The organism is Streptomyces sp. NPDC058646 (genome assembly GCF_042716875.1).
Taxonomy (GTDB): domain Bacteria; phylum Actinomycetota; class Actinomycetes; order Streptomycetales; family Streptomycetaceae; genus Streptomyces.
The window spans coordinates 97,768-118,576 of record NZ_JBHXRK010000009.1 but is presented as its reverse complement, the minus strand read 5'-3'; the positions used below and the strand labels follow the sequence as shown (position 1 = coordinate 118,576).

Genomic DNA, 20,809 nt, shown 5'->3' with positions numbered 1-20,809 from the left:
GGTGAACAGGGGTAGTGGACCGACGCGCGGAGGAGCGAACCTGCCCGCGCTGCGCGGGTACAACGAGGCGTTGCTGCTGGATCTGCTGCGCGGCGCCGGGCCGGGCGGGCTGGGCCGCAGCGAGCTCGCCGCGCGTACGGGGCTCACCCCGCAGGCCGTCAGCAAGATCATGGTGCGCCTCGGTGCCGAGGGGTTCGTGGCGGAAGCGGGCCGGGCCGCGTCCACCGGCGGCAAGCCGCGGACCCTGCTGCGGCTCGTCCCGGAGGCCCGGCACGCGGTCGGCGTGCACCTGGACCGGGACGAGCTCCGGGCGGTACGGGTGGACCTGGCGGGCGCCGTCACGGGTACGAGCGCGGGCCCGCTGGACTTCGGGGCGGGCCCGGACGCGGTGGTGGAGGCGGTCGTACGGGCGGTGCTGCGGATCGCCGATCCCGCCGGGCCGCCGCTGCTGGGCGTGGGCGTGGCCGCGCCCGGCCCGCTGGACCACCGGGCCGGGGTGATGGGCCGGGTGACGGGGTTCCCGGACTGGGACGGGTTCCCGCTGCGGCAGGTGCTGGAGGAGCGGCTCGGCCTGCCCGTGCTGCTCGACAAGGACACCAACGCGGGGGCGGCCTCGGCCGTCGCGGCCGGGCCTGTGCCCGCCCCGGCCGCCTCGACCGCGCGCGCCGTGCCCGTGGCCCCGGGCGCGGCCGTTCAGGCCGCCCCCGTTCCACCCGCGCCCGGCGGGTCCGCGGAGGGCGGCTCCGCCGTCCCGCCCGTTGCGGACGCCTCGCCTGCGCCGGGCGCGCCGCCCGGGCCCGGTGCCCGCGTCCCCGCCACCGCGGCCCCGGCCTCCGCCGACCCCGGCGCCTCCGTCTACCTGCACGTCGCCACCGGGCTCGGCGCCGGGCTGTGGCTGAACGGCGAGGTGTACCGGGGTGCCCGGTCGGCGGCGGGGGAGTTCGGCCACCAGGTGCTCAGCCTGGACGGCCCGGAATGCCGCTGCGGGGCGCGGGGCTGCGCGGAGGTGCTGTGCCTCGATGCGGTGGCCCGCGGCGACCTGCCGGAGGCCGCGCGGATCCTGGGCGAGGGCGCGGCCAACCTGGTCGCCCTGCTGGACGTGGAGCGCGTCTTCCTCGGCGGCCGGGTCGTGGCCGCGGCCCCGGAGGTCTTCCTGGCGGGGGTCCGCGCCGTCCTGGCGGCCCGGGTGCTGAACCGGCCCCCGCCCGCGGTCGCCCTGGCCGCCGCCGGTGTGGCGCAGGGGGCGGCTGAACTGGTGCTGGCACCCTTCTTCGGCCGCACCTGACGCACACGCCGGGCCCAGGCTCCGGCCGTCCGCACCACCCGTCCCGGCAGCCCCTTGACCCCGCCTCCATCCGGGCGTAAACCGGTACGACCCAGCGCGGCGCGCGACAGGCGTTCGCGCGTGCGTGGGAGGGTGCGGGCAGGCCGGGGTGATTGTCACCTCGTCCGACCATCGTCCCGTCCGGCGAGCAGCGAAGGCCTTCCATGCGACCACGCAAAGCCCTTGCCCTCTCCGCCGTACTCTCCGCGGCCCTCTTCGCCGCCCCCGCCCCCACCGCCGTGGCGGACGTCGGTACGGGGGGCGGCGCCCGGCCCGCACCGGCGCTGCCGTCCCGGGCGGAGGCCACCTGCGGGGACGGTAAGAGCACCGCGTTCCCCATCGGCGCGCGGATCCGCGGGGGTCCGCCCGTCTACCGGACCGGCGGCGGTCCGCAGAGCTGGTACCTGGACCTGACCAACACCACTACCTCCGCCTGCACGGCCATCCATCCCGTCGTGGTCTTCACCGACAAGGCCCGGGTGCTGCGCCCCGCCCATCTGCGGATGGAGTTCGACGCCCCTGGCGGTACCTTCCCCGTCAGCCTGGAGGGGACCGACCGCGACGAGATCGTCGCCGTCTTCGACGGGGGCGACGCCTTTCCCGGCTTCACCGTCGCCGCGGGCGGCTCCCTGACCGTGAAGGTCGGCCTCGCCTTCGCGCCCGACGCCCCCACCGGCGAGGTCGTCGCCGATGCCGCCCTCGTCCAGCGCAAGGGCGACGACGGTGACTGGGTCGGGGAGAGCGGTGGCTACCGGTTCTCCGTCGAGGGCCCGCAGGACCCCGTGGAAGCCGGGTCCCTGGCGCACACCGGTCCCCGCGGCTGGGCGTACGGCGCGGGGGCCGTGGCCGCGCTGGCCGCGGGCGGCGGACTCCTGCTCGGAGCCCGGCGCCTGCGCACCCCCGCGCGCTGACCCGCGCTCCGGCCCGCGCTCCGACCCGCGCGCTGCCCCCCGTACGGGCGCCCGCGCGGCCGGCGGCCGGTGGCACGGCCATCACGGCCATCACGGCCACCGCGGCCCACCGCGGCCACCACCGCCCGACCGCGGCCAACGGCGCCCGGCCGCACCGCTGCCGACCGTCCCGCAGCCGCGTCGCCCGCCCCGCATAGAGTCCCTCCGTGGAAGAACAGACCCCGCAGCACCGCCCCGGCTCGCCCGTCCGTTCCGGTATCCCCGAGCACGGCCGCGTCCCCAAGTACTACGCCGTCAAGGCCCGCATCGCCGACCTCCTCGACGTCCTGGGGGAGGGCGGCACCCTCCCCACCGAGCGCGACCTCGCCGACCGGTACGAGGTGTCCCGCGAGACCGTGCGCCAGGCCCTGCGCGAGCTGCTGCTGGAGGGACGGCTGCGCCGCTCCGGCCGCGGGACGGTCGTCGCCGGCCCCAAGCTGGAGCAGCCGCTGTCCCTCGCCAGCTACACCGAGGGCGTCCGCCGCCAGGGCCGCCGCCCCGGCCGCCACCTGATCGGCCTGGAGCAGTTCCCCTGCCCGCCCGAGCTCGCCCCCGGCATCGGAGCCGAACCGGATGAGCCCGTCTGGCACCTGGAGCGGGTCCTGCTCGCCGACGACGAGCGGGTCGGCCTGGAGAGCACGTACATCAGGGTGGCCCGCGCACCCCGCCTGGACAGCGATTTCCAGCCGGACTCCTCCTTCTACGGCTACCTCCGCGACCGGCTCGGAATCGCCTTCGGGGACGCCGACGAGAAGCTGGAGACGGTCCTCGCGACCCCGCGCGAAGCGCTGCTGGTCGGCACCCCGCCCGCCCTGCCCATGCTGCTCATCCACCGGTTCTCCCGGGATCAGGACGGGCGTCCCCTGGAGCGGGTGCGTTCGCTCTACCGTGGGGACCGGTTCAGCTTCACGACCCGTCTGCGGCCCGAATAGTCCCGCGACGAACCACCTGCAACCTATGAAAAGGGGCCTGATGGCATCACGGAAAGGTAACGGGTCTAGTCCAAGAGTCGAGGGCTGTTCACCGGCGCGTCGCCGGACGGATCCCCCCGGGTCACGGCCCGCGCCCACCGTGGACGCCGTGAGAGTCATAGTCGTCGGAGGCGGCGTGGTCGGCACCATGCACGCCTGGCAAGCAGTCCAACGCGGCCACGAGGTCGTCCAGATCGAGCGAGAGGCGGAGGCCCGCGGCGCGTCACTGCGCAATTTCGGCCAGATCTGGGTCAGCGGGCGGGCCGGGGGCGAGGAGCTCGACACCGCCCTGCGGGCCCGCGAGCTCTGGGAGCGCATCGGCGCGGAGGTGCCCGGTCTGGGCTTCCGGGCCAACGGCTCCCTCACCCCCGTCCGTACGCCCCGCGAGTACGCGGTCGCCGAGGCGGCCCTGGCCCGCCCCGACGCCGCGGCCCGCGGCTACGAGCTGGTCACCGCCGCCGAGGCGCGCAAGGCCAACCCGGCCCTGCGCGGCGCGTTCGAAGCCGCCCTGTGGTGCGGGCAGGACGCCGCCGTGGAACCGCGCACCGCGCAGCTGCACCTGCGCGAGGCGCTCCGGGCCACGGGCCGCTACGCCTTCCTCCCCGGCCGCGAGGTCCGCGCACTGGCCGGCCCCGGCGCGGTCCGCGACGACCACGGCGACGTCCACCGCGCAGACGCGGTCGTCCTGGCCACCGGCGCCTGGTTGTCCGGCCTGGTCCGCGAGCTGGTCCCCGACCTGCCCGTGCGCCGCGTCCGGCTCCAGATGATGCAGACGGACCCGCTCGGCGAGCAGCTGACCACCTCGGTCGCGGACGCCGACAGCTTCCGCTACTACCCCGCCTACACGTCGCCCGCCCTCGACGAACTGAACACCGGTCAGGAGCAGGCGCCCGTCGCCGCCGCGCACAAGATGCAGCTGCTGATGGTCCAGCGCCAGGACGGCGGACTGACCATCGGCGACACCCACGAGTACGAGCACCCGTTCGCCTTCGACACCCTCGAAGACCCCTACGAGCACGTGGCCGCCGTGGCCGAGTCCTTCCTGGGCCGCCCGCTGCCGAAGATCCGCCGCCGCTGGGCGGGCGTGTACGCGCAGTGCACCGACACCACCCGCGTCGTCGACCGCCGGCAGGTGGCCGACGGCGTCTGGCTGGTGACCGGACCGGGCGGGCGCGGCATGACCTGCTCTCCCGCGATAGCCGAGACCACCGCGAACGAACTGGGCTGGTGAGCCGGATGAACCCCGCACCCCCTGCGAACCCCGCGAGCCCCACACACCCCGCGACCCCCGCGTACAAGCTGGTCGTCCTCGACATGGCCGGCACCACCGTCGCCGACGGCGGCCTCGTCGAGCGCGCCTTCGAACGGGCCGCCGCCGTCCTCGGCGTCGAACCGGGCACCCCCGGCCACGCCGAGAAGCTCCAGTACGTCCGCGACACCATGGGCGAGTCGAAGATCTCCGTCTTCCGCCACCTGTTCGGCACCGAGGAGCTCGCCCGGCGCGCCAACTCAGCCTTCGAGCAGGCCTACGCGGAGCTCGTCGAGGGCGGTCTCGTCGCCCCGCTCCCCGGCGCCCGCGCGGCCGTCGAACAGCTCCGTGGCGAAGGCCGCACCGTCGTCCTGACCACCGGCTTCGCCCGCGTCACCCAGGACGCGATCCTCGACGCCCTGGGCTGGCAGGACCTGGCCGACCTCACCCTCTGCCCCGCCGATGCGGGCGGCCGCGGGCGTCCGTACCCGGACATGGTGCTGGCCGCGTTCCTGCGCACGGGCGCGGCGGCCGACGTGCGCGAGGTCGCGGTCGCGGGCGACACCGCCTACGACGTGCTCAGCGGCCGCCGCGCCGGTGCGGGCCTGGTCGCCGGGGTCCTCACCGGCGCCCACGACCGTGCGGCGCTCGCGGAGCACGGCGCCACCCACGTCCTCGGGTCCGTCGCCGAACTCCCCGCGATCCTGGACCCCTTGGCGGCGCCGGAATGAGCGGCATCCGCTTCGAGTCCGTCTCCGTCGCCTACGGCGGCACGACCGTCCTGGACTCCTTCGACCTCACGGTCGAGCCCGGCGAGGTGATGGCGCTGCTCGGTCCGTCGGGATCGGGCAAGACCACGGCCCTGCGCACGGTCGCCGGTTTCGTACGCCCCGCCGCGGGGCGGGTGCTGATCGGCGGCCGGGACGTCACCGCGCTCCCGCCGCACAAGCGCGGCATCGGCATGGTCGTCCAGCAGTACGCGCTCTTCCCGCACATGCGGGTGGAGGACAACGTGGCCTTCGGCCTCAGGGCCCGGAAGACGCCCAGGTCCGAGGTCCCCGGCCGGGTCGCCGAAGCGCTGGAACTGACCGGGATGGGAGCCTACGCCCGGCGCTACCCGCGCGAACTCTCCGGCGGCCAGCAGCAGCGCGTGGCCATCGCCCGCGCCCTCGCCATCCGCCCGGGGGTGCTCCTGCTCGACGAGCCGCTGTCCGCGCTCGACGCGCAGCTGCGCTCCGGGATGCTGGCGGAGCTGGCCCGGCTGCACCGCGAACTCCCGGACGTCTCCCTCCTGTACGTCACCCACGACCAGGTCGAGGCGCTCACCCTGGCCGACCGGATCGCCGTCATGGACAGGGCCCGGCTCCAGGACTGCGGCACCCCGCAGGAGCTGTACCGGGCCCCGCGCACCGAGTTCACCGCCTCCTTCGTCGGCAACGCGAACCTGCTGCCGGTGACCGTGGCCGAAGCCGGTGCGGTCTTCGAGGGCCGGGCCCTGACCCTCGACCGCGGTCGCGCGGCGCCCGGCTCCACGGCCACCCTGTGCGTACGCCCGCACCTGCTCGGCCTCGGGGCCGGCCCCAACGCGCTGAGCGGCACCCTCGCCGAGGTCCAGTGGCGCGGCTCCACGCACCGGCTGTACGTCGACGTCGGCGGCCACCGGGTCAAGGCGGACCTCCCCGAGCTCCGGGAGACCCCCGCCCTCGGGGACCGCGTCACCCTGCACTTCGAGCCGCGGGACGCGGTGCTGCTGGCGGCGGGGGTGTCCGATGCGTGACACCCCGCGGCGGGCCGCGCCGACGGCCCGGACCGTCCCGGCCCAGGCGGCCCCGGCCTCCCCCGGCGCGGGCGAGCCCTCCGCCGCCCCCTCCGGGGAGGCCCGGCGCGCCGCCCCGGACCCCGCGCCCCGCACTCCCCCGGCTCCCGCCGGGAGGGGACCCCGGGCGAGGCCGGACGATGCGGCGAGCCCCCGGCACACGGCGGCGGGCGCCGCGCGGGGAGGGCTTCGGCTGCCGCGCCGGGGGTCCCCCCGGACGAAGTCCGGGGGGCTGTGGGCCGTGCCGCCCGTCGCCCTGCTCGCGCTGGTGTTCCTGTATCCCCTCGCGCTGGTCGTCCAGCAGTCGCTCAGCCCCGGAAACGGCGGCGGCGCCTTCGACGCGTACGCGTCCGTCTTCGCCTCGCAGAGCTTCCGCGAGGCCCTCGGAACCACCGTCTGGCTGGCCGTCGGCGCCACCGCCGGCTGCCTCGTCCTCGGGTTCGCGCTCGCGCTGGTGATCGCTTTCGTGCCCTTCCCCGGGGCCCGCGCCGTCGCGAAGTTCATCGACGTCTTCCTCTCCTTCCCCTCCTTCCTCATCACCCTCGCCCTCCTCTTCATCTACGGCACCGTCGGCATGGCCAACGGGGTCTGGACCGACGTCACCGGCGCCGCCGAAGGCCCGTTCCGGTTCCTCGCCACCCCCTGGGGCGTACTCCTGGCGGAGATCACGTACTTCACCCCCTTCGTGATGCGCCCGCTGCTCGCCGCGTTCTCCCAACTGGACACCGCACAGCTGGAAGTCGCCTCGGGCCTCGGCGCCGGGCCCGCCCGGATCGTCCGGCAGGTGATCCTGCCCGAGGCCCGGCCGGCCCTCGCCGCGGGCGGCAGCCTCGTCCTGGTCATGTGCCTCAACGAGTTCGGGATCGTCCTGTTCACCGGTGCCAAGGACGTCACGACCCTGCCGATGCTCATCTACGGCAAGGCCATCCTCGAATCCGACTACACGGCCGCCTGCGTCGTCGCCGTCGTCAACATCGTGATCTCCGTCGGCCTGTTCGGCCTCTACCGGGTGGTGGGCAAGCGTGCTGGTGCATAGCAAGGCCGGCTGCTGGGCCGCCTGGAGCCTCTTCGGTCTCCTCTTCCTGCCCCTCTTCGCCCTGCCCCTGCTCGTCGTGGTCGCGGCCTCCTTCGCCGGCCACTGGTCCGGAGCGTTCCCCTCCGGCCCGACCACCGCGAACTACGCCTCCGCCGTGCGGGGCGAGTCCCTCCAGGCGCTCACCACCAGCCTGGTCACCGCCTTCGCCGCGAGCCTGCTCGCCCTCACCGCCGGGACGTGGGCGGCACTGGCCGCCGCCGGCCTGGGCAGACGGGGGAAGCGGGTCCTGGACGCGCTGTTCGTGCTGCCGGTCGCGGTGCCGTCCGTGGTGGTCGGCCTCGCCGTGCTCGTCGCCTTCAGCCGGCCGCCGTTCCTGCTCAACGGCACCGGCTCCATCGTGGTCCTGGCGCACACGGTCCTCGTCACGGCGTTCGCCTACCAGTCCGTCTCGGCCGCGGTCCTCCGCCTCGATCCCGCGTACGAGCAGGCCGCCGCGGCTTTGGGCGCCCGTCCCGCGTACGTGCTGTGGCGGGTCAGGCTGCCCCTCCTGCTGCCCTCGCTCACGGCGGCCGCCGGACTCTGCTTCGCCCTCTCCATGGGCGAGCTGAGCGCCACGATGATGCTCTACCCGCCGGACTGGATGCCCCTGCCCGTCCGCGTGTTCACCGCCACCGACCGCGGAGCGCTCTTCAGCGGTTCCGCCGTCGCCGTGGTGCTGATGACCGCCACCCTGCTCGTCCTGCTGGCCGTCTCCCGGGTCCGCACCAAGGCCTCGTACCGCTGAGCGCCGCCCGCCACCGCCGACTCCCTTATGCCGTAAGGAAGCTCCATGCCCAGCAACCGCAAACTCCTCCTGCGCACCGCCACCGCCGTCACCGGCGGCCTCGCCCTCACCGTCTCCGTCACCGCCTGCGGCGGCTCCTCCTCCGCCGGCTCCGGGGGCGGGGAGAAGGTCGTCACCGTCTACAGCGCCGACGGCCTCAAGGGCGACAAGGGCGACGGCTGGTACGACAAGGTCTTCGCCGACTTCACCAGGAAGACCGGCATCCAGGTCAAGTACGTGGAGGGCGGCTCGGGCGAGATGGTGCAGCGCGCCGTGCGGGAGAGGACCAACACCCAGGCCGACGTACTGATCACCCTGCCCCCCTTCATCCAGCAGGCCGACGGCAAGGGCCTGCTCCAGGCGTACGAGCCGCAGGGCTCCGAGAAGGTCCACGGCGCCGGCAAGTCCGCCGACGGCAAGTGGACCTCGGTCGTCGACAACTACTTCGGATTCGTCCACAACAAGAAGGAGCTCGCCGAGGCCCCCAGGACCTGGGAGGAGCTGCTGGACCCGAAGTACAAGGGCAAGCTCCAGTACTCCACCCCGGGCGTCGCGGGCGACGGCACCGCCGTCCTCATCAAGGCGATGCACGACTTCGGCGGCAAGGAGCCGGCGATGGAGTACCTGAAGAAGCTCCAGGCCAACAACGTCGGTCCGTCCTCCTCCACCAGCAAGCTCGCGCCGAAGACCGACAAGGGCGAGCTGCTCGTCGCCAACGGCGACGTCCAGATGAACTTCGCGCAGTCCAAGTCCATGCCCAACCTGGGCATATGGTTCCCCGCGAAGGACGGCGGCGGGCCCACCACCTTCGCCCTGCCCTACGCGGCCGGCCTGGTCGACAAGGCCCCGCACGGCGAGAACGGCAGGAAACTCCTCGACCACCTGCTCAGCGAGGAGGCCCAGAAGCTGGTCAGCGAGGTCGGCGGCGGCTTCCCGGCCCGCACCGACGTCAAGCCGACCGACGCCAACGCCGTCGAACTCACCCGGATCATGACGGGCGTGGAGATCTTCGAGCCGGACTGGGCCGACATCGACGCGAACCTCACGGGCTACGTCGACGCGTGGAAGTCGGCAACCGGAAGCTGACCGGTTACGTCCTGGCCACCCAGGACCGGGACATTGACGCTTGCCTGGGGTACCCCCAGCGCAATCCGGGGGATGGGCCTGGACCAAGAAGCCCGCACCTCCTCGGTCCGTACCCCGCCCGCCCTCCCGCACCCTTCCCCGCCCCCCTTGCTCCCAGGAGGAGTACGTGTCCCCTGTCCTGCCCGGACGGACCCTCGCCGTGGCCGCCACCGCCACCGCGCTGATCGCCACCGCCCTCGGCGCCCACAGCGCCACCGCGGAGGAGACGGCCCCCGCGGCCCTCGCCACCGGCAAGGTCCTCGTCATCGGCCTCGACGGTGCGGTCCTCGACCGCGTCAAGGCCGCCGACGCCCCGCACCTGAACGGTCTGATGGCCCAGGGCCTGACCGCCCGCAGCACCCTGTACGCGAACCCGATGGGCGCCACGTCCTCGGGGCCGGGCTGGTCCACCATCGCCACCGGCGCGTGGCCCGACAAGCACGGGGTGAAGGACAACTCCTTCAACGGCAAGAACTACACCGCCTACCCCGACTTCCTCACCCGCATCGAGAACGCCCGGCCTGCGCTCAACACGTACGCGGCCGCCGACTGGGAGCCCATCACCTCCACCGACCAGAACGGCCCCATCTTCTCGGCCAAGGTCGACAAGCGCCTCTCCCTCAAGGGCGACCGCGACGGCTACCGCAACGAGGACCCGAAGATCGCCGCCGCGGCCGCCGCCGAACTGCGCGACCAGAACCCGGACGCCGCCTTCGTCTACCTCGGCGAGATCGACGCGGCCGGACACGCGTACGGCGCGGCCAGTCAGCAGTACCTCGACGCCGTCGCCCGCGTCGACACCCTGGTCGGCCGGCTCCTCACCGCCGTGCAGAGCCGCCCCGCGTACGCCCAGGAGAACTGGAAGATCCTGGTCACCACCGACCACGGACACACCGGATCCGGTGGCCACGGAGGCTCCACGATCCAGGAGCGCGGCACCTTCGTCATCGCCCGGGGGGCCGGTATCCCGGCCGGTTCCGTACGCGAGGACGTGAAGCTGGCCGACGTGGCCGCGACGGCGCTGGCGCAGGTCGGCGTCAGCGCCCCCGGCATCGACGGCGTCCCGCTGGACGCCCCCGACGACGACCCCTTCGACACCCTGCGGCCCAGCCTCCAGGCCCGCGTGGACGAGACGGGCATCCCGGCGGGCACCAAGGGCTTCACCCGCACCCCGCCGACGGGCTGGTCCGTCGACAACTCCCGGATGGGCACGGGCGGCGTCACCGAATGGGCCGGCTGGACCTTCGCGACCGACGAGTTCTGGAGCCAGTCGCAGCGCGACCAGTGGCGGGAGCTGAACGTCCGCTCGCGCGACGTGTTCGCCGTCGCCGACTCGGACGAGTGGGACGACAAGAGCCACACGGGCAGCTTCGACTCCACCCTGATCACCCCCAGATGGGCCGTTGCGGGCGGCAGCACGAAGACCCTCAGCTACCGGACGCACTACCGCCAGGAAGCCGGTCAGACCGCCCAGGTCCTGGTCTCCTACAACGGCGGCACCCCCGCCGTCGTCAAGAGCTACACCGCCGACGCGGTCGCCAGGACCGAGGCCCTGACCCTGCAGGTCCCGGCCGGCGCCACCGACGTCCAGATCCGCTTCCGCTACACCGGGAACAACAACTGGTACTGGACCGTCGACGACGTCAAGATCGGCTGATCCGGGCTCCGCGTCCGGGCTGTGGACGCCCGAAGCGTCCGCAGCCCGGCCCCGATAGGGTGGTACAGACCACGGTCAGCGGCCGAAGGCCGGGGATCACAGGTCAGAGGTCACGGCCACCGAGAGCGGAGAACAGTCCAGTGGCAGAGCGCAAGCCGATCGAATCCTGGCTCACCGACATGGACGGGGTCCTCATCCACGAGGGCACCCCGATCCCGGGCGCCGATGCCTTCATCAAGCGGCTGCGCGAGTCCGGCAAGCCCTTCCTGGTGCTGACCAACAACTCCATCTACACCCCCCGTGACCTGCAGGCCCGGCTGAGCCGAATGGGCCTCGCCGTCCCCGTCGAGAACATCTGGACCTCCGCGCTGGCCACCGCGAAGTTCCTCGACGACCAGCGTCCGGGCGGCACGGCCTACGTCATCGGCGAGGCGGGCCTGACCACCGCCCTGCACGACATCGGCTACATCCTGACCGACCACGAGCCCGACTACGTGGTCCTGGGCGAGACCCGGACGTACAGCTTCGAGGCGATGACGAAGGCCGTCCGCCTCATCAACGCGGGCGCCCGCTTCATCTGCACCAACCCCGACGAGACGGGCCCCTCCGCCGAGGGCCCCCTCCCGGCCACCGGCGCCGTCGCCGCACTGATCACCAAGGCCACCGGCAAGCAGCCGTACTTCGCCGGCAAGCCGAACCCGCTGATGATGCGGACCGGCCTGAACGCCATCGGCGCGCACTCCGAGAGCAGCGCGATGATCGGCGACCGCATGGACACCGACGTGCTGGCCGGGCTGGAGGCGGGCATGCAGACCTTCCTGGTGCTGACCGGCCTGACCTCGGAGGCGGACACGGAGAAGTTCCCGTACCGCCCGACCAAGACGGTCGCCTCGATCGCCGACCTGGTCGACCTGGTCTGATCCGGCGCGCGCCGCAACGCGCGCACGGATGACTCGTACGGCGCCGCTCCGGATGCGGAGCGGCGCGGGGCGCGTGAATCTCCTTGTTGAGGAGGTTCACCATGCGCAGTGTTCCCATCGCCGTCCGTGCCGCCGGGGTGGCCGTCGCCCTGACGGCTCTGTCCGCCGTGACCGCGCCCCTGGCCCTCGCGGGCGAGGAGGACCGTGGCAGCATCTCGGCCGACCCCGACCCGGCCGAGCCCGGTGCGCAGGTCAAGCTGCGCGTCCACGGCTGCAACGGCACGACGGGGTCCGCGAAGTCGGCCGTCTTCGTGTCCGACGCCGACCTGCGGGGCCGCGACGGCGGCCGCAGCCCGCTCTACGGCGAGACGATGATCAGCTCGCACGCATCGCCGGGCCGGCACTCCGTACGGGTGACCTGCGACGGCCGTGACGGCAAGGTCCACGGCTCCATCGAGGTCTCCCACCGCCGCGGTCACCACCACCCCGATCCGCACCGCTCCCCGGTCTGGCCGGTCCACGCGGGTGGCGGCGGCATGTCCGCCGAGGTCGCCGAGACGACCCGGCTGGCCGCCGCGGCCAAGAAGGAGCACGACGACGGACCGGGCCTGTCCCACACGGTGATCGGCGCCGTCCTCGCCGCCGCCGCCACGCTGGCCGTGGCGGGCCGCGCGCTGACCCTGCGCCGCCGCCGCAGCGGCGGATGAGCGAGGGCAGGCCCTCCGCGGGCGGCCGGCTGCTGACCTTCGCGGCCTGGTCGGTGCTGGTGCTGGGCCTGTGGCTGTGGGGCCGGCAGATCACCGGGGTTCCCGCGCCGCCGGCCGGGCAGGCAGGCGGCTCGGTGGGCGCGGGGCTGCCGGCGGCGCACGCCCCCCTCGCCGCGGCGCTGCCCCAGCGGGTCGACGTACCGTCCATAGGCATCCAGGCCCCCGTGATCTCCCGGGGCCTGGACGGCGACGGTGCGATCGAGCCGCCGCCGGAGGACCGTCCCGGCACGGTGGGCTGGTGGGGCGCCGGCACCCAGCCCGGCGCCGCCGGGACCGCGCTGATGGTGGGGCACGTGGACACCCGCTCCAAGCCGGCGGTGTTCTACGGCCTGAGTTCGGCGCAGCCGGGCGACAAGGTGCGGGTGGTGCGGTCGGACGGCTCGGTCGCCGAGTTCACCATCGAGGACGTACGGGTCTACGAGCGCGCGGGCTTCGACCCGCACAAGGCGTACGGCCAGCGGGTGGAGGGCCGCGCCGAACTGCGGCTGGTGACCTGCGGGGGGACCTACGACAAGGCGACCAAGGAATACACGGCCAACGTGGTGGTCTCCGCCTACCTGACGGGCTCCGGAGCCCGGCCGGCCGGGCCGGTCGCCTAGGCCGTCTCCCGCGCGGGCCCGTCGCGCAACGAAGAAGCCCCCGCAGCTTTCGCTGCGGGGGCTTCTTCCGTCTGTGCGCCGCCAGGGACTCGAACCCCGGACCCGCTGATTAAGAGTCAGCTGCTCTAACCAACTGAGCTAGCGGCGCTTGGTGACAGGGAAAACTCTACCCCACCTCCGGCGGTGCTCGTGACCAGCCACGCCCGCATTGTCCGATTAACTCACGTTTGGGCAGTTTATCGTGCACGATATGTCTGGCCGTGCCGCATCTGATGACCCGCCAGATGTGGTTCCGGCCGACCAGTGGACGAGCAGGGGAGTGGACGGAACCGCATGACGATGCAGCCGCCGACGGGTGAGCAGATGCCGATGCCCGCATTCGAGGAGTACGAGCCCGCGGGTGACTGCGGGTGCCAGGGGTGCGCCCTGCGCCGCCGCTCCCTCGCCCGCGGGCGGGCCATACCGCTCCGGGACGGGGGGCATCCCGCGGCGCGCGGCGCCCGCCGGGCGCTGGTCCTGGCCACCGCCGCGGGGGTGGTCCTGGGCGGTGGCGGCGCAGCCGCGGCGGCCCTGGGCGTCCCGGCACCGGGGGCCGTCACCCTGGACGACCCCGGTTCCCCGCAGGGCGGCCGGTCCCCGCTGCACGGGCCGAAGGCGCCGGTCGGCAAGCCGGGAGCGCCGGCCGCGCCGGGGACGGTCAAGCGGATCGACCGGGCGACGATGATCAACCGGGCGAAGGTGTGGCTGGACGCGAAGGTCCCGTACAGCATGTCCGCGTACTGGACGGACGGGTACCGGCAGGACTGCTCGGGCTACGTCTCCATGGTCTGGAACCTCGGCACGAACGAATGGACCGGCAGCCTCGACCGGTTCGCGACCAAGATCACCAAAGAGCAGCTCCTGCCGGGGGACATGCTGCTCTTCCACAACCCGGCGGACCCCACCAACGGCTCGCACGTCGTCATCTTCGGCGGCTGGGTGGACGCCGCGCACACGCATTACGTCGCCTACGAGCAGACCCGGCCGACGACGCGGAAGCTGGCGACGCCCTACGGGTACTGGAGCAACGCCGCGAAGTACGTCCCGTACCGGTTCAACGGGGTGACCGGCGGGATCGTGCCGGAGGCTCCGCCGGCCGCGGAGACGCCGGGCGGCGGTGCGAAGCCGGGGGACGTGACGCCGTTCCCGGGCGCGGCGAAGTTCGGTCCCGGCGTGACCAACGACCACGTGGCCCGGCTGGGCCGGATGCTCATCGACCGCGGCGGTTTCCGCTTCTACCCGAAGGGGGTGGCCGACCGGACGTGGAGCGACCACGACCGGCTGGCGACCCAGGCCTTCCAGCAGGCCCAGGGCTGGACCGGCGCCGACGCCGACGGCATCCCGGGCGAGCACACCTGGCGCCTGCTGGTCCAGCGCCAGGGCAAGGACATCCGGCCGCTGGTCGAGGGGGCGCCGGGGCCGGGCGGGGTCCGCGCCTACCCGGGGCTCGCGACCTTCCGGCCGGGCCGGGCCCACGACGCCGTCGCCGCCCTCGGGCGCCAGCTGGTGAAGAAGGGCTTCGGCAAGCACTACACGTCCGGCCCGGGCCCGCGCTGGAGCGAGGCCGACCGCCGTGCCGTCGAGGCCTTCCAGCGCGCCCAGGGCTGGCGCGGTGCCGAGGCCGACGGCTACCCGGGCCCCGAGACCTGGCGCCGGCTGTTCGCATGACGGAGGTAACGATGTATCCCACGCGCACGACTTCGACCACGGGCACCCTCCACATGCCCCCGCCGGGCCGGCCGGCCGCGGCCCCGGCCGCACCCGCCCCGGCCTCCGCCTCTGCCGGCGCCCCCACCCCGCTGCCCACGGCCCCGGGCCCGGCTCCGGCTTCGGCCTCGGTTCCGGCTTCGGTTCCGGCTTCGGCTTTGGCTCCGGCATTGGCCTCGGCTCCGTTCCATGCCCCGGCTCCGGGACCGGCCTCGGCCTCGGCTCCGGGACCGGCCCTGGCCTCGGCTCCGGGATGGGCCTCGGCCTCGGCTTCGGGAGCGGCCTCGGCCCTAGCCCCGGCTCCGGCTCCGGGATGGGCCTCGACCCCGGCGGGACCGGGGGCGCCTTCGGCCCCGGCTCCGTTCGTTGCCCCGGCTCCGGGACCGTCTCAGGCCCCGGCCGCTGCCGATGCCGAGCTGGGCCTGGCCGACCCGGCGGCGGGCGCGGTCGCAGCCCAGGTCGGTGCGGCTCCGGATGCGGGCCCGGCCCCGGCCGCTGCCGGACGTGCCCCCGCTGCGGCCCCGGCTCCGGGCCCGGTCGCCTCCGAGCCGGTCCCGGCCCCCGCCCCGGCCGGTGTCGAGGCCGCACCGGCCCTGGTCCCGGCTGCCGTCGGAGCCGCCCCGTGCGGGCCGGCCGGGGCGGCGGCCAGGCCGGGCCCGGCGTACGGGGCCGCCCCCGCGGCGGAGGCGGTGCGGACCACCGGAGCGGTGCGGCTGCCCGGCTGGGCGGTGGAGCCCGCTCCGGTCCCGCCCGCCCCCGCGCCGGTCCGCCTGCCGCAGCCGCAGCAGGACCCGGCTGCCGCGCCCGCACCGGCGGCCGTCGCCCTCGCCGCGGCCGGGGACGACCCGGGCGACGGGAACCCCGCCCCGGCGCCCCGCGGGTACGAAGTGCCCGCGGCCCGGGCGCAGGCCGATCCGGGCCCCGAACCCGCCCGGCACCCCGACCCGGCGCCGGCCGCGGCCCCCGAGGCCCCGCGCCCGCCGGACGTGGCCACCCTGCGCCTGCGCGGCGACGCTGCCGAGGGCGGCGCCATCCCGCACCCGCTGACCCCCGAGCCGGAACGGGCATCCGCATCCGAGTCCGAGCCCGGTCCGGAGCCCGGGCCCGCGCACTCCGGCGTGCCCGGCCCCGGGGCCGTCGAGATCGTCGCCCAGGCGGTGGCCCGGGGACTGGCGCCGGCCGAGGACGACACGCAGGACCTGCCCGCCGCCGCTCCCCGCCGGGGACCGGCGGTCACCGAGGTGCCGGTCCACCTGCCGTTCCGCGGCGAACCCGGGCCCGGCCCGGCGCCCGCTCCGGCCCGTACGCCGGTGCCCCGGGCCGCGCCCGCCCCGCGCCCGGCCGGCGCCTCCCGCCCCGCCCCCGCGCGCCGCGCCCCCCGCGGCGACGAGCGGCTGCGCGAGCACCGCGGGCCGGTCCTGCCCGGCTGGATCGGCGTGGTCGTCGGCGGGCTCGCCCTCACCGGCTGCGCCACCGTGCTCTGGCGGACCGGAATCCTCCCCGCCCCCCTCGTGGCGGCCTTCGGCGGGACCCCCCGCGCCTACCAGGGCCTGAGCGCCACCCACTGGCCGCCGCTCGCCTTCCTCGGCATCGTCGCCCTGCTCGCCCTCGGCGGGCTCGGCCGGGCCCGGACCGGCCAGGCCTGGGTGCTCACCCTCTTCGGCCGCTACCGGGGCACGGTCCGGCGTACCGGCCTGACCTGGATCAGCCCCCTCCTCCTGCGCACCCGGGTCGACGTACGGCTGCGCCACTGGCGCAGCGAGCCGATGCCCGCCGTGGACTCCGGCGGGCTCGCCCTGCAGGTGGTCGTGCAGGTCGTCTGGCAGGTCAAGGACACCGCCCGGGCCACCCTCGCCGTCGCGGACCACACCGAGTACCTCGCCCAGCAGGTCGAATCGGCCATGGCACGCGTGCTGTCCCGGCTCCCCGCCGACGCCTTCCACGAGGACGCGCCGACCCTGCGCGACGCCGAGGCCGTCGGCGACGCGCTGACCCGGATGCTGGCGGCCGAGACCGAGGCGGTGGGCGTGGAGGTGTTCTCGGCCCAGCCGACCCGGATCGAGTACGCCCCCGAGGTGGCCGCGGCCATGCGCCGGCGCCGGGTCGCCGCGATCGACGCGAAGCACCGGGACAGCGTGCTGACCTCGGTGGTGGACGCCGTCGACGACACCGTCCACCGGCTGACGTCCCGGGGGCTCGTCGAACTCGACGACTACGAGCGCAAGGCCCTCGTGAAGGACCTCACGGTCGCCTTCTACACCGGGCGCTCCGAGTAGGGCGGGCGCCGCTCCGGGCGGGGCGGACGGCAGTGCGGGGACGGGTGGCCGGAATCCAGCGGACCACCCGTTCCCGCATTGGTATGGACATGGCCAACTCTCGTCAATAATCTGGGACTTGGTCTAGACCTGAAGAACTCAACCGAGGCACTTCATCCCCACGCGTGCGCACGCTCTTGCCGAACTCCCCCCACGTTCAAGGAGCATCATGCGTAACTTCCGCATGCCCGGACGGGCCGGCGCCGCCACGCTCGGCCTCGGCCTCGTCGCCGGAATCACCCTGCTCAGCGCCCCCAGTGCGAGCAGCCACGGCTACACGGACACCCCCATCAGCCGCCAGAAGCTCTGCGCCAACAGGACCGTCTCCGACTGCGGCGCCATCCAGTGGGAGCCGCAGAGCGTCGAGGGTTTCAAGGGCTTCCCGGCCGCCGGTCCCGCCGACGGCAAGATATGTTCCGGCGGACTTCCGCAGTTCGCGGAGCTCGACAACCCGCGCGGCGGCGCCTGGCCGGCCACCAAGGTGACCAGCGGCCAGAGCTACGGCTTCCGGTGGCAGTTCACCGCCAACCACTCCACCACCGACTTCAAGTACTACGTCACCAAGAACGGCTGGAACCCCGGCCAGCCCCTCACCCGCGCCGCCCTCGACCCCCAGCCCTTCCTCACCGTCGCCTACAACGGCGCCCGGCCGTCCATGACCACCGTCCACCAGGGCGCGATGCCGGCCGGCAAGAGCGGCCGGCACCTGATCCTGGCCGTCTGGACCGTGAACGACACCCCGATGGCCTTCTACGCCTGCTCCGACGTTCAGTTCTGACGGAACGTCAGCTAACCTCCGGCGGCATGCGGACGACGACTGCACCGGAAACCGTCGCGGAGCTCATCGCGCGCCAGTGGGGCGACCACCGGCCCGGGCTGATGTACGAGGACGCCGAGAGCGGCGTCCGCACCGTCCTCAGCCGTCACCGGGCCGCCCAGGAGGCCGCCGCCCGCGCCGCGCTCCTCGTCGATCTCATGCCGCCCGGGGCCGAACCGCATATCGGGGTGCTGCTCGACAACGTCCCCGAGTTCCCCCACTGGCTCGGCGCGGCGGCCCTCGCGGGGGCCGCCGTCGCCGGGATCAACCCCACGCGCCGCGGCCCCGAGCTGGCCCGCGACGTCCTGCACACCGAATGCCGGATCCTGGTCACCGAGCCCGCCCACCTGTCCCTCCTGCGCGGGCTCGACCTGCCCGGCGTACGGCTCCTGGTGACCGGCACCGAGGAGTACGGGGCGTTGCTCGCCCCCCATGCCGGCACCGAGCCCGGCGAGGCCGTCCTGCGCCCGCCCGGTCCCCGCGACCGGCTGCTGCTGTACTTCACCTCCGGGTCCACCGGCGCGCCCAAGGCCGCGATCTGCACCCAGGGCAGGCTCGCCGCCGCCGGCCACGCGCTGGCCCGGCAGTTCTCGGTCACCCCCGACGACGTCCACTACGTCTGCATGCCGCTCTTCCACGGCAACGCCGTCATCGCCGACTGGCTCCCGGCACTGGCCGGTGGCGCCGCTGTGGCCCTGCGCCGCCGCTTCTCCGCCTCCGCGTTCCTGGACGACGTACGGGCCTACGGGGCGACGTACTTCACCTACGTCGGCCGGGCCGTCCAGTACCTTCTCGCCACCGAGCCCCGCCCCGAGGACCGCGACCACCGGCTGCGCCTCGGGTTCGGCACCGAGGCCGGGGCGGTGGACGCGGCCCGCTTCGCCGAACGGTTCGGCGTCCGGCTGGTGGAGGGCTACGGGGCCACCGAGGGCGGCGCCTCCGTCCAGCGGACCCCGGACACCCCGCCGGGTGCCCTCGGCCGCGCGGGCGGGGGCGACGACCTGGCGGTGATCGACCCCGACACGGGCCGGGAGTGCCCGGCCGCGCGGCTGGACGCGGCGGGCCGCCTGCTGAACGGGGACGAGGCCATCGGCGAGCTGGTCAACCGGGGCCGCAGCCTCTTCGAGGGCTACTGGCGCAACGCCGAGGCGCAGGCCGCCCGTACCCGGGACGGCTGGTACTGGACGGGGGACCTGTTCTTCCGGGACGCCGCGGGCTTCCTCTACTTCGCGGGCCGTACGGACGACCGCCTGCGGGTCGACAGCGAGAACCTCGCCACGGCGGTGATCGAGAACATCCTGGCCCGCTGGCAGGACGCGGCGGCGGTCGCCGTGTACGGCGTCCCGGACGCGGTCGCGGGGGACCAGGTCATGGCGGCCCTCGCGCTGCGGGAGGGGGCGGTCTTCGACCCGGACGCCTTCGGGGCCTTCCTGGCCGCCCAGCCGGACCTGGGCACCAAGATGGCCCCGCGCTACGTCCGGGTGGTCACGGCCATGCCCGTCACGGCCACGAACAAGGTCCACCGGGTGGCCCTGCGCCGCAGGGGCTTCCTGCCCCGGCCGTCGCAGCCCGGCGCCGGCGGGCCGGACCCGGTGTGGTGGCGCCCGGTCCCCGCCGCGCCCTACCGGCCCCTGGACGAAGCCGCGTTGTCCGGACTTCTCGCCGCCTACGCGGCCCAGGACCGCCTGGACCTGCTGGAACGGTAGACCGGCGGGACACCCGGGCACGCGTACGGACGGCTGCCACCCGCGGGCGTGCCTGCCGTCCGCGGGCGTGCCTACCGTCCGTACGTGTGCAACCGGGCACCCGGGGCGGCCGACGCGTGCGCCAGTGCGCCCACGTAGGGGGCGGGCAGCGCCAGGTCGGAGGTCTGCCAACTGGTGGGCACGCCCGGGACGGTGGTCCGGACGCGGACGGGACCGGGATCGGCCGGACGGGTCTCCACCGCGGACAGGTCGGCCACGATCCCGACGCCCACCGCCCCCACCGCGGGCAGCGGCGTCGTGCTCCGGGCCATCGAGTCGACCCGGTTCCTCAGCCCGGTCTTCCCGGGTGACCACCTCACCATCGACCTGAAGTGGTCGCGCCGGGGGGAGCACTGGCGGTGCGACGCGGTCGCGGGCACCGACCGGGGGCGCTCCGCGACGGTGCGCCTGCGCTTCACCGAAGGGAACGAGCCGTGCTGACGATCAGTGGGATCAAGCGGGTGCTGCCGCACCGCTACCCGATGCTGCTGGTGGACCGGGTGACCGAGCTGGTGCCCGAGGAGCGGCTCACCGCCCTCAAGGCGGTGACCTGCAACGAGCCCTGGTACGAGGGGCTTTCCGAGGAGGCCGGCGACGAGGGCCACGCCTATCCGCAGACCCTGCTCGTCGAGTCCTGGTGCCAGGCGGCCGGGGTGCTCGCCGCCTGGGACCAGCCCAACCCGGACGTGCTCTCGGGCCAGGTGATGCTCTTCGGCAGCATCTCCGACGTCGTGCTGCACCGCCCGGTGTTCCCCGGGGACGTGCTGGAGCACCGGGTCCGGCTGGTCCGGGCCCTCAGCGACACGGTGATCTTCGAGGGGGAGTCCCTCGTCGGGGGCGAGGTCGTCATGGGCGTGGGCCGGGTGGTCATGGCGATGCGCCCCGCACAGGAGCTGACCGCAGCGGCGCAGCCGGGTCCGGTGGCCGCGGCCGCCGGCGCGAAGTGAGG

At 74.6% G+C, this 20,809-nt stretch carries 20 protein-coding genes and 1 tRNA gene; 19 read left to right on the top strand and 2 right to left on the bottom strand.

Annotated elements, in window-relative coordinates; translation table 11 throughout:
- Window position 1: 1 nt before the first annotated feature.
- The 13 genes from ACFWUZ_RS13570 to ACFWUZ_RS13510 all read left to right on the top strand — a co-directional run bounded on the left by ACFWUZ_RS13570 (window position 2) and on the right by ACFWUZ_RS13510 (window position 13,237).
- On the top strand, window positions 2–1,285 hold the full coding sequence (locus tag ACFWUZ_RS13570) for an ROK family protein (RefSeq protein WP_384371563.1): 1,284 nt from the start codon (window positions 2–4) through the stop codon (window positions 1,283–1,285).
- A 203-nt stretch (window positions 1,286–1,488) separates the two neighbouring features.
- The gene (locus tag ACFWUZ_RS13565) at window positions 1,489–2,235 is read left to right on the top strand and encodes a hypothetical protein (protein ID WP_384371561.1); all 747 of its coding nucleotides are present in this window, start codon (window positions 1,489–1,491) and stop codon (window positions 2,233–2,235) included.
- Window positions 2,236–2,441: 206 nt separating this feature from the next.
- Window positions 2,442–3,206 (top strand): GntR family transcriptional regulator, encoded by a 765-nt coding sequence (locus tag ACFWUZ_RS13560; RefSeq protein ID WP_384371559.1) that lies wholly within the window; start codon window positions 2,442–2,444, stop codon window positions 3,204–3,206.
- 148 nt (window positions 3,207–3,354) lie between these two features.
- Window positions 3,355–4,476, top strand: coding sequence for a TIGR03364 family FAD-dependent oxidoreductase (locus ACFWUZ_RS13555; protein WP_384371557.1), 1,122 nt, complete (start codon window positions 3,355–3,357; stop codon window positions 4,474–4,476).
- Window positions 4,477–4,481: 5 nt separating this feature from the next.
- On the top strand, window positions 4,482–5,225 hold the full coding sequence (locus tag ACFWUZ_RS13550; protein ID WP_384371555.1) for a phosphonatase-like hydrolase: 744 nt from the start codon (window positions 4,482–4,484) through the stop codon (window positions 5,223–5,225).
- On the top strand, window positions 5,222–6,271 hold the full coding sequence (locus tag ACFWUZ_RS13545) for an ABC transporter ATP-binding protein (protein ID WP_384371553.1): 1,050 nt from the start codon (window positions 5,222–5,224) through the stop codon (window positions 6,269–6,271). Before ACFWUZ_RS13550 ends, ACFWUZ_RS13545 begins: the two co-directional genes overlap by 4 nt.
- Complete coding sequence (locus ACFWUZ_RS13540) at window positions 6,264–7,346, top strand: 2-aminoethylphosphonate ABC transporter permease subunit (protein ID WP_384371551.1); 1,083 nt, start codon at window positions 6,264–6,266, stop codon at window positions 7,344–7,346. The genes ACFWUZ_RS13545 and ACFWUZ_RS13540 overlap by 8 nt, the downstream gene beginning before the upstream one ends.
- Window positions 7,333–8,130 (top strand): ABC transporter permease, encoded by a 798-nt coding sequence (locus tag ACFWUZ_RS13535; protein ID WP_384371549.1) that lies wholly within the window; start codon window positions 7,333–7,335, stop codon window positions 8,128–8,130. Before ACFWUZ_RS13540 ends, ACFWUZ_RS13535 begins: the two co-directional genes overlap by 14 nt.
- Before the next feature lie 45 nt (window positions 8,131–8,175).
- Window positions 8,176–9,255 (top strand): 2-aminoethylphosphonate ABC transporter substrate-binding protein, encoded by a 1,080-nt coding sequence (locus ACFWUZ_RS13530; RefSeq protein ID WP_384371547.1) that lies wholly within the window; start codon window positions 8,176–8,178, stop codon window positions 9,253–9,255.
- Window positions 9,256–9,421: 166 nt separating this feature from the next.
- Window positions 9,422–10,951, top strand: coding sequence for an alkaline phosphatase family protein (locus tag ACFWUZ_RS13525; RefSeq protein ID WP_384371545.1), 1,530 nt, complete (start codon window positions 9,422–9,424; stop codon window positions 10,949–10,951).
- 140 nt (window positions 10,952–11,091) lie between these two features.
- Window positions 11,092–11,871 (top strand): HAD-IIA family hydrolase, encoded by a 780-nt coding sequence (locus tag ACFWUZ_RS13520; protein ID WP_384371543.1) that lies wholly within the window; start codon window positions 11,092–11,094, stop codon window positions 11,869–11,871.
- Between the two features lie 101 nt (window positions 11,872–11,972).
- A complete protein-coding gene (locus ACFWUZ_RS13515; protein ID WP_384371541.1) occupies window positions 11,973–12,578 on the top strand; it encodes a hypothetical protein in 606 nt (201 codons plus the stop codon).
- On the top strand, window positions 12,575–13,237 hold the full coding sequence (locus ACFWUZ_RS13510; protein WP_384371539.1) for a class F sortase: 663 nt from the start codon (window positions 12,575–12,577) through the stop codon (window positions 13,235–13,237). The genes ACFWUZ_RS13515 and ACFWUZ_RS13510 overlap by 4 nt, the downstream gene beginning before the upstream one ends.
- 74 nt (window positions 13,238–13,311) lie before the next feature.
- Here ACFWUZ_RS13510 and ACFWUZ_RS13505 read toward each other — a convergent pair.
- A tRNA-Lys gene (locus ACFWUZ_RS13505) sits at window positions 13,312–13,385 on the bottom strand.
- A gap of 215 nt (window positions 13,386–13,600) precedes the next feature.
- On the opposite strand from ACFWUZ_RS13505, the gene ACFWUZ_RS13500 reads away from it, so the two are divergent.
- The 4 genes from ACFWUZ_RS13500 (at window position 13,601) to ACFWUZ_RS13485 (ending at window position 19,821) form a co-directional block, all read left to right on the top strand.
- On the top strand, window positions 13,601–14,944 hold the full coding sequence (locus ACFWUZ_RS13500) for a peptidoglycan-binding protein (protein ID WP_384371779.1): 1,344 nt from the start codon (window positions 13,601–13,603) through the stop codon (window positions 14,942–14,944).
- A gap of 728 nt (window positions 14,945–15,672) precedes the next feature.
- The gene (locus ACFWUZ_RS13495) at window positions 15,673–17,259 is read left to right on the top strand and encodes an SPFH domain-containing protein (RefSeq protein WP_384371537.1); all 1,587 of its coding nucleotides are present in this window, start codon (window positions 15,673–15,675) and stop codon (window positions 17,257–17,259) included.
- A 223-nt stretch (window positions 17,260–17,482) separates the two neighbouring features.
- Entirely contained in the window at window positions 17,483–18,076 is a 594-nt protein-coding gene (locus tag ACFWUZ_RS13490) for a lytic polysaccharide monooxygenase (RefSeq protein ID WP_384371777.1), read from the top strand.
- Window positions 18,077–18,102: 26 nt separating this feature from the next.
- Entirely contained in the window at window positions 18,103–19,821 is a 1,719-nt protein-coding gene (locus tag ACFWUZ_RS13485; protein ID WP_384371535.1) for an AMP-binding protein, read from the top strand.
- 71 nt (window positions 19,822–19,892) lie between these two features.
- On the opposite strand, the gene ACFWUZ_RS13480 is transcribed toward ACFWUZ_RS13485, so the two are convergent.
- The gene (locus ACFWUZ_RS13480) at window positions 19,893–20,132 is read right to left on the bottom strand and encodes a hypothetical protein (RefSeq protein ID WP_384371533.1); all 240 of its coding nucleotides are present in this window, start codon (window positions 20,130–20,132) and stop codon (window positions 19,893–19,895) included.
- On the opposite strand from ACFWUZ_RS13480, the gene ACFWUZ_RS13475 reads away from it, so the two are divergent.
- Together ACFWUZ_RS13475 and ACFWUZ_RS13470 are read left to right on the top strand one after the other, a co-directional pair.
- Window positions 20,119–20,301 (top strand): hypothetical protein, encoded by a 183-nt coding sequence (locus tag ACFWUZ_RS13475; RefSeq protein ID WP_384371531.1) that lies wholly within the window; start codon window positions 20,119–20,121, stop codon window positions 20,299–20,301. The genes ACFWUZ_RS13480 and ACFWUZ_RS13475 overlap by 14 nt on opposite strands.
- A complete protein-coding gene (locus tag ACFWUZ_RS13470) occupies window positions 20,295–20,807 on the top strand; it encodes a 3-hydroxyacyl-ACP dehydratase FabZ family protein (RefSeq protein ID WP_266936534.1) in 513 nt (170 codons plus the stop codon). Before ACFWUZ_RS13475 ends, ACFWUZ_RS13470 begins: the two co-directional genes overlap by 7 nt.
- Window positions 20,808–20,809: the final 2 nt, after the last annotated feature.

Coding starts and splice junctions, on each gene's coding strand:
- ACFWUZ_RS13545 (WP_384371553.1), top strand. CDS start 5,222: ATGAGCGGCATCCGCTTCGAGTCCGTCTCCGTCGCCTACGGCGGCACG.
- ACFWUZ_RS13550 (WP_384371555.1), top strand. CDS start 4,482: ATGAACCCCGCACCCCCTGCGAACCCCGCGAGCCCCACACACCCCGCG.
- ACFWUZ_RS13485 (WP_384371535.1), top strand. CDS start 18,103: ATGCGGACGACGACTGCACCGGAAACCGTCGCGGAGCTCATCGCGCGC.
- ACFWUZ_RS13490 (WP_384371777.1), top strand. CDS start 17,483: ATGCCCGGACGGGCCGGCGCCGCCACGCTCGGCCTCGGCCTCGTCGCC.
- ACFWUZ_RS13480 (WP_384371533.1), bottom strand. CDS start 20,132: ATGGCCCGGAGCACGACGCCGCTGCCCGCGGTGGGGGCGGTGGGCGTC.
- ACFWUZ_RS13530 (WP_384371547.1), top strand. CDS start 8,176: ATGCCCAGCAACCGCAAACTCCTCCTGCGCACCGCCACCGCCGTCACC.
- ACFWUZ_RS13510 (WP_384371539.1), top strand. CDS start 12,575: ATGAGCGAGGGCAGGCCCTCCGCGGGCGGCCGGCTGCTGACCTTCGCG.
- ACFWUZ_RS13540 (WP_384371551.1), top strand. CDS start 6,264: ATGCGTGACACCCCGCGGCGGGCCGCGCCGACGGCCCGGACCGTCCCG.
- ACFWUZ_RS13500 (WP_384371779.1), top strand. CDS start 13,601: ATGCCGATGCCCGCATTCGAGGAGTACGAGCCCGCGGGTGACTGCGGG.
- ACFWUZ_RS13565 (WP_384371561.1), top strand. CDS start 1,489: ATGCGACCACGCAAAGCCCTTGCCCTCTCCGCCGTACTCTCCGCGGCC.
- ACFWUZ_RS13515 (WP_384371541.1), top strand. CDS start 11,973: ATGCGCAGTGTTCCCATCGCCGTCCGTGCCGCCGGGGTGGCCGTCGCC.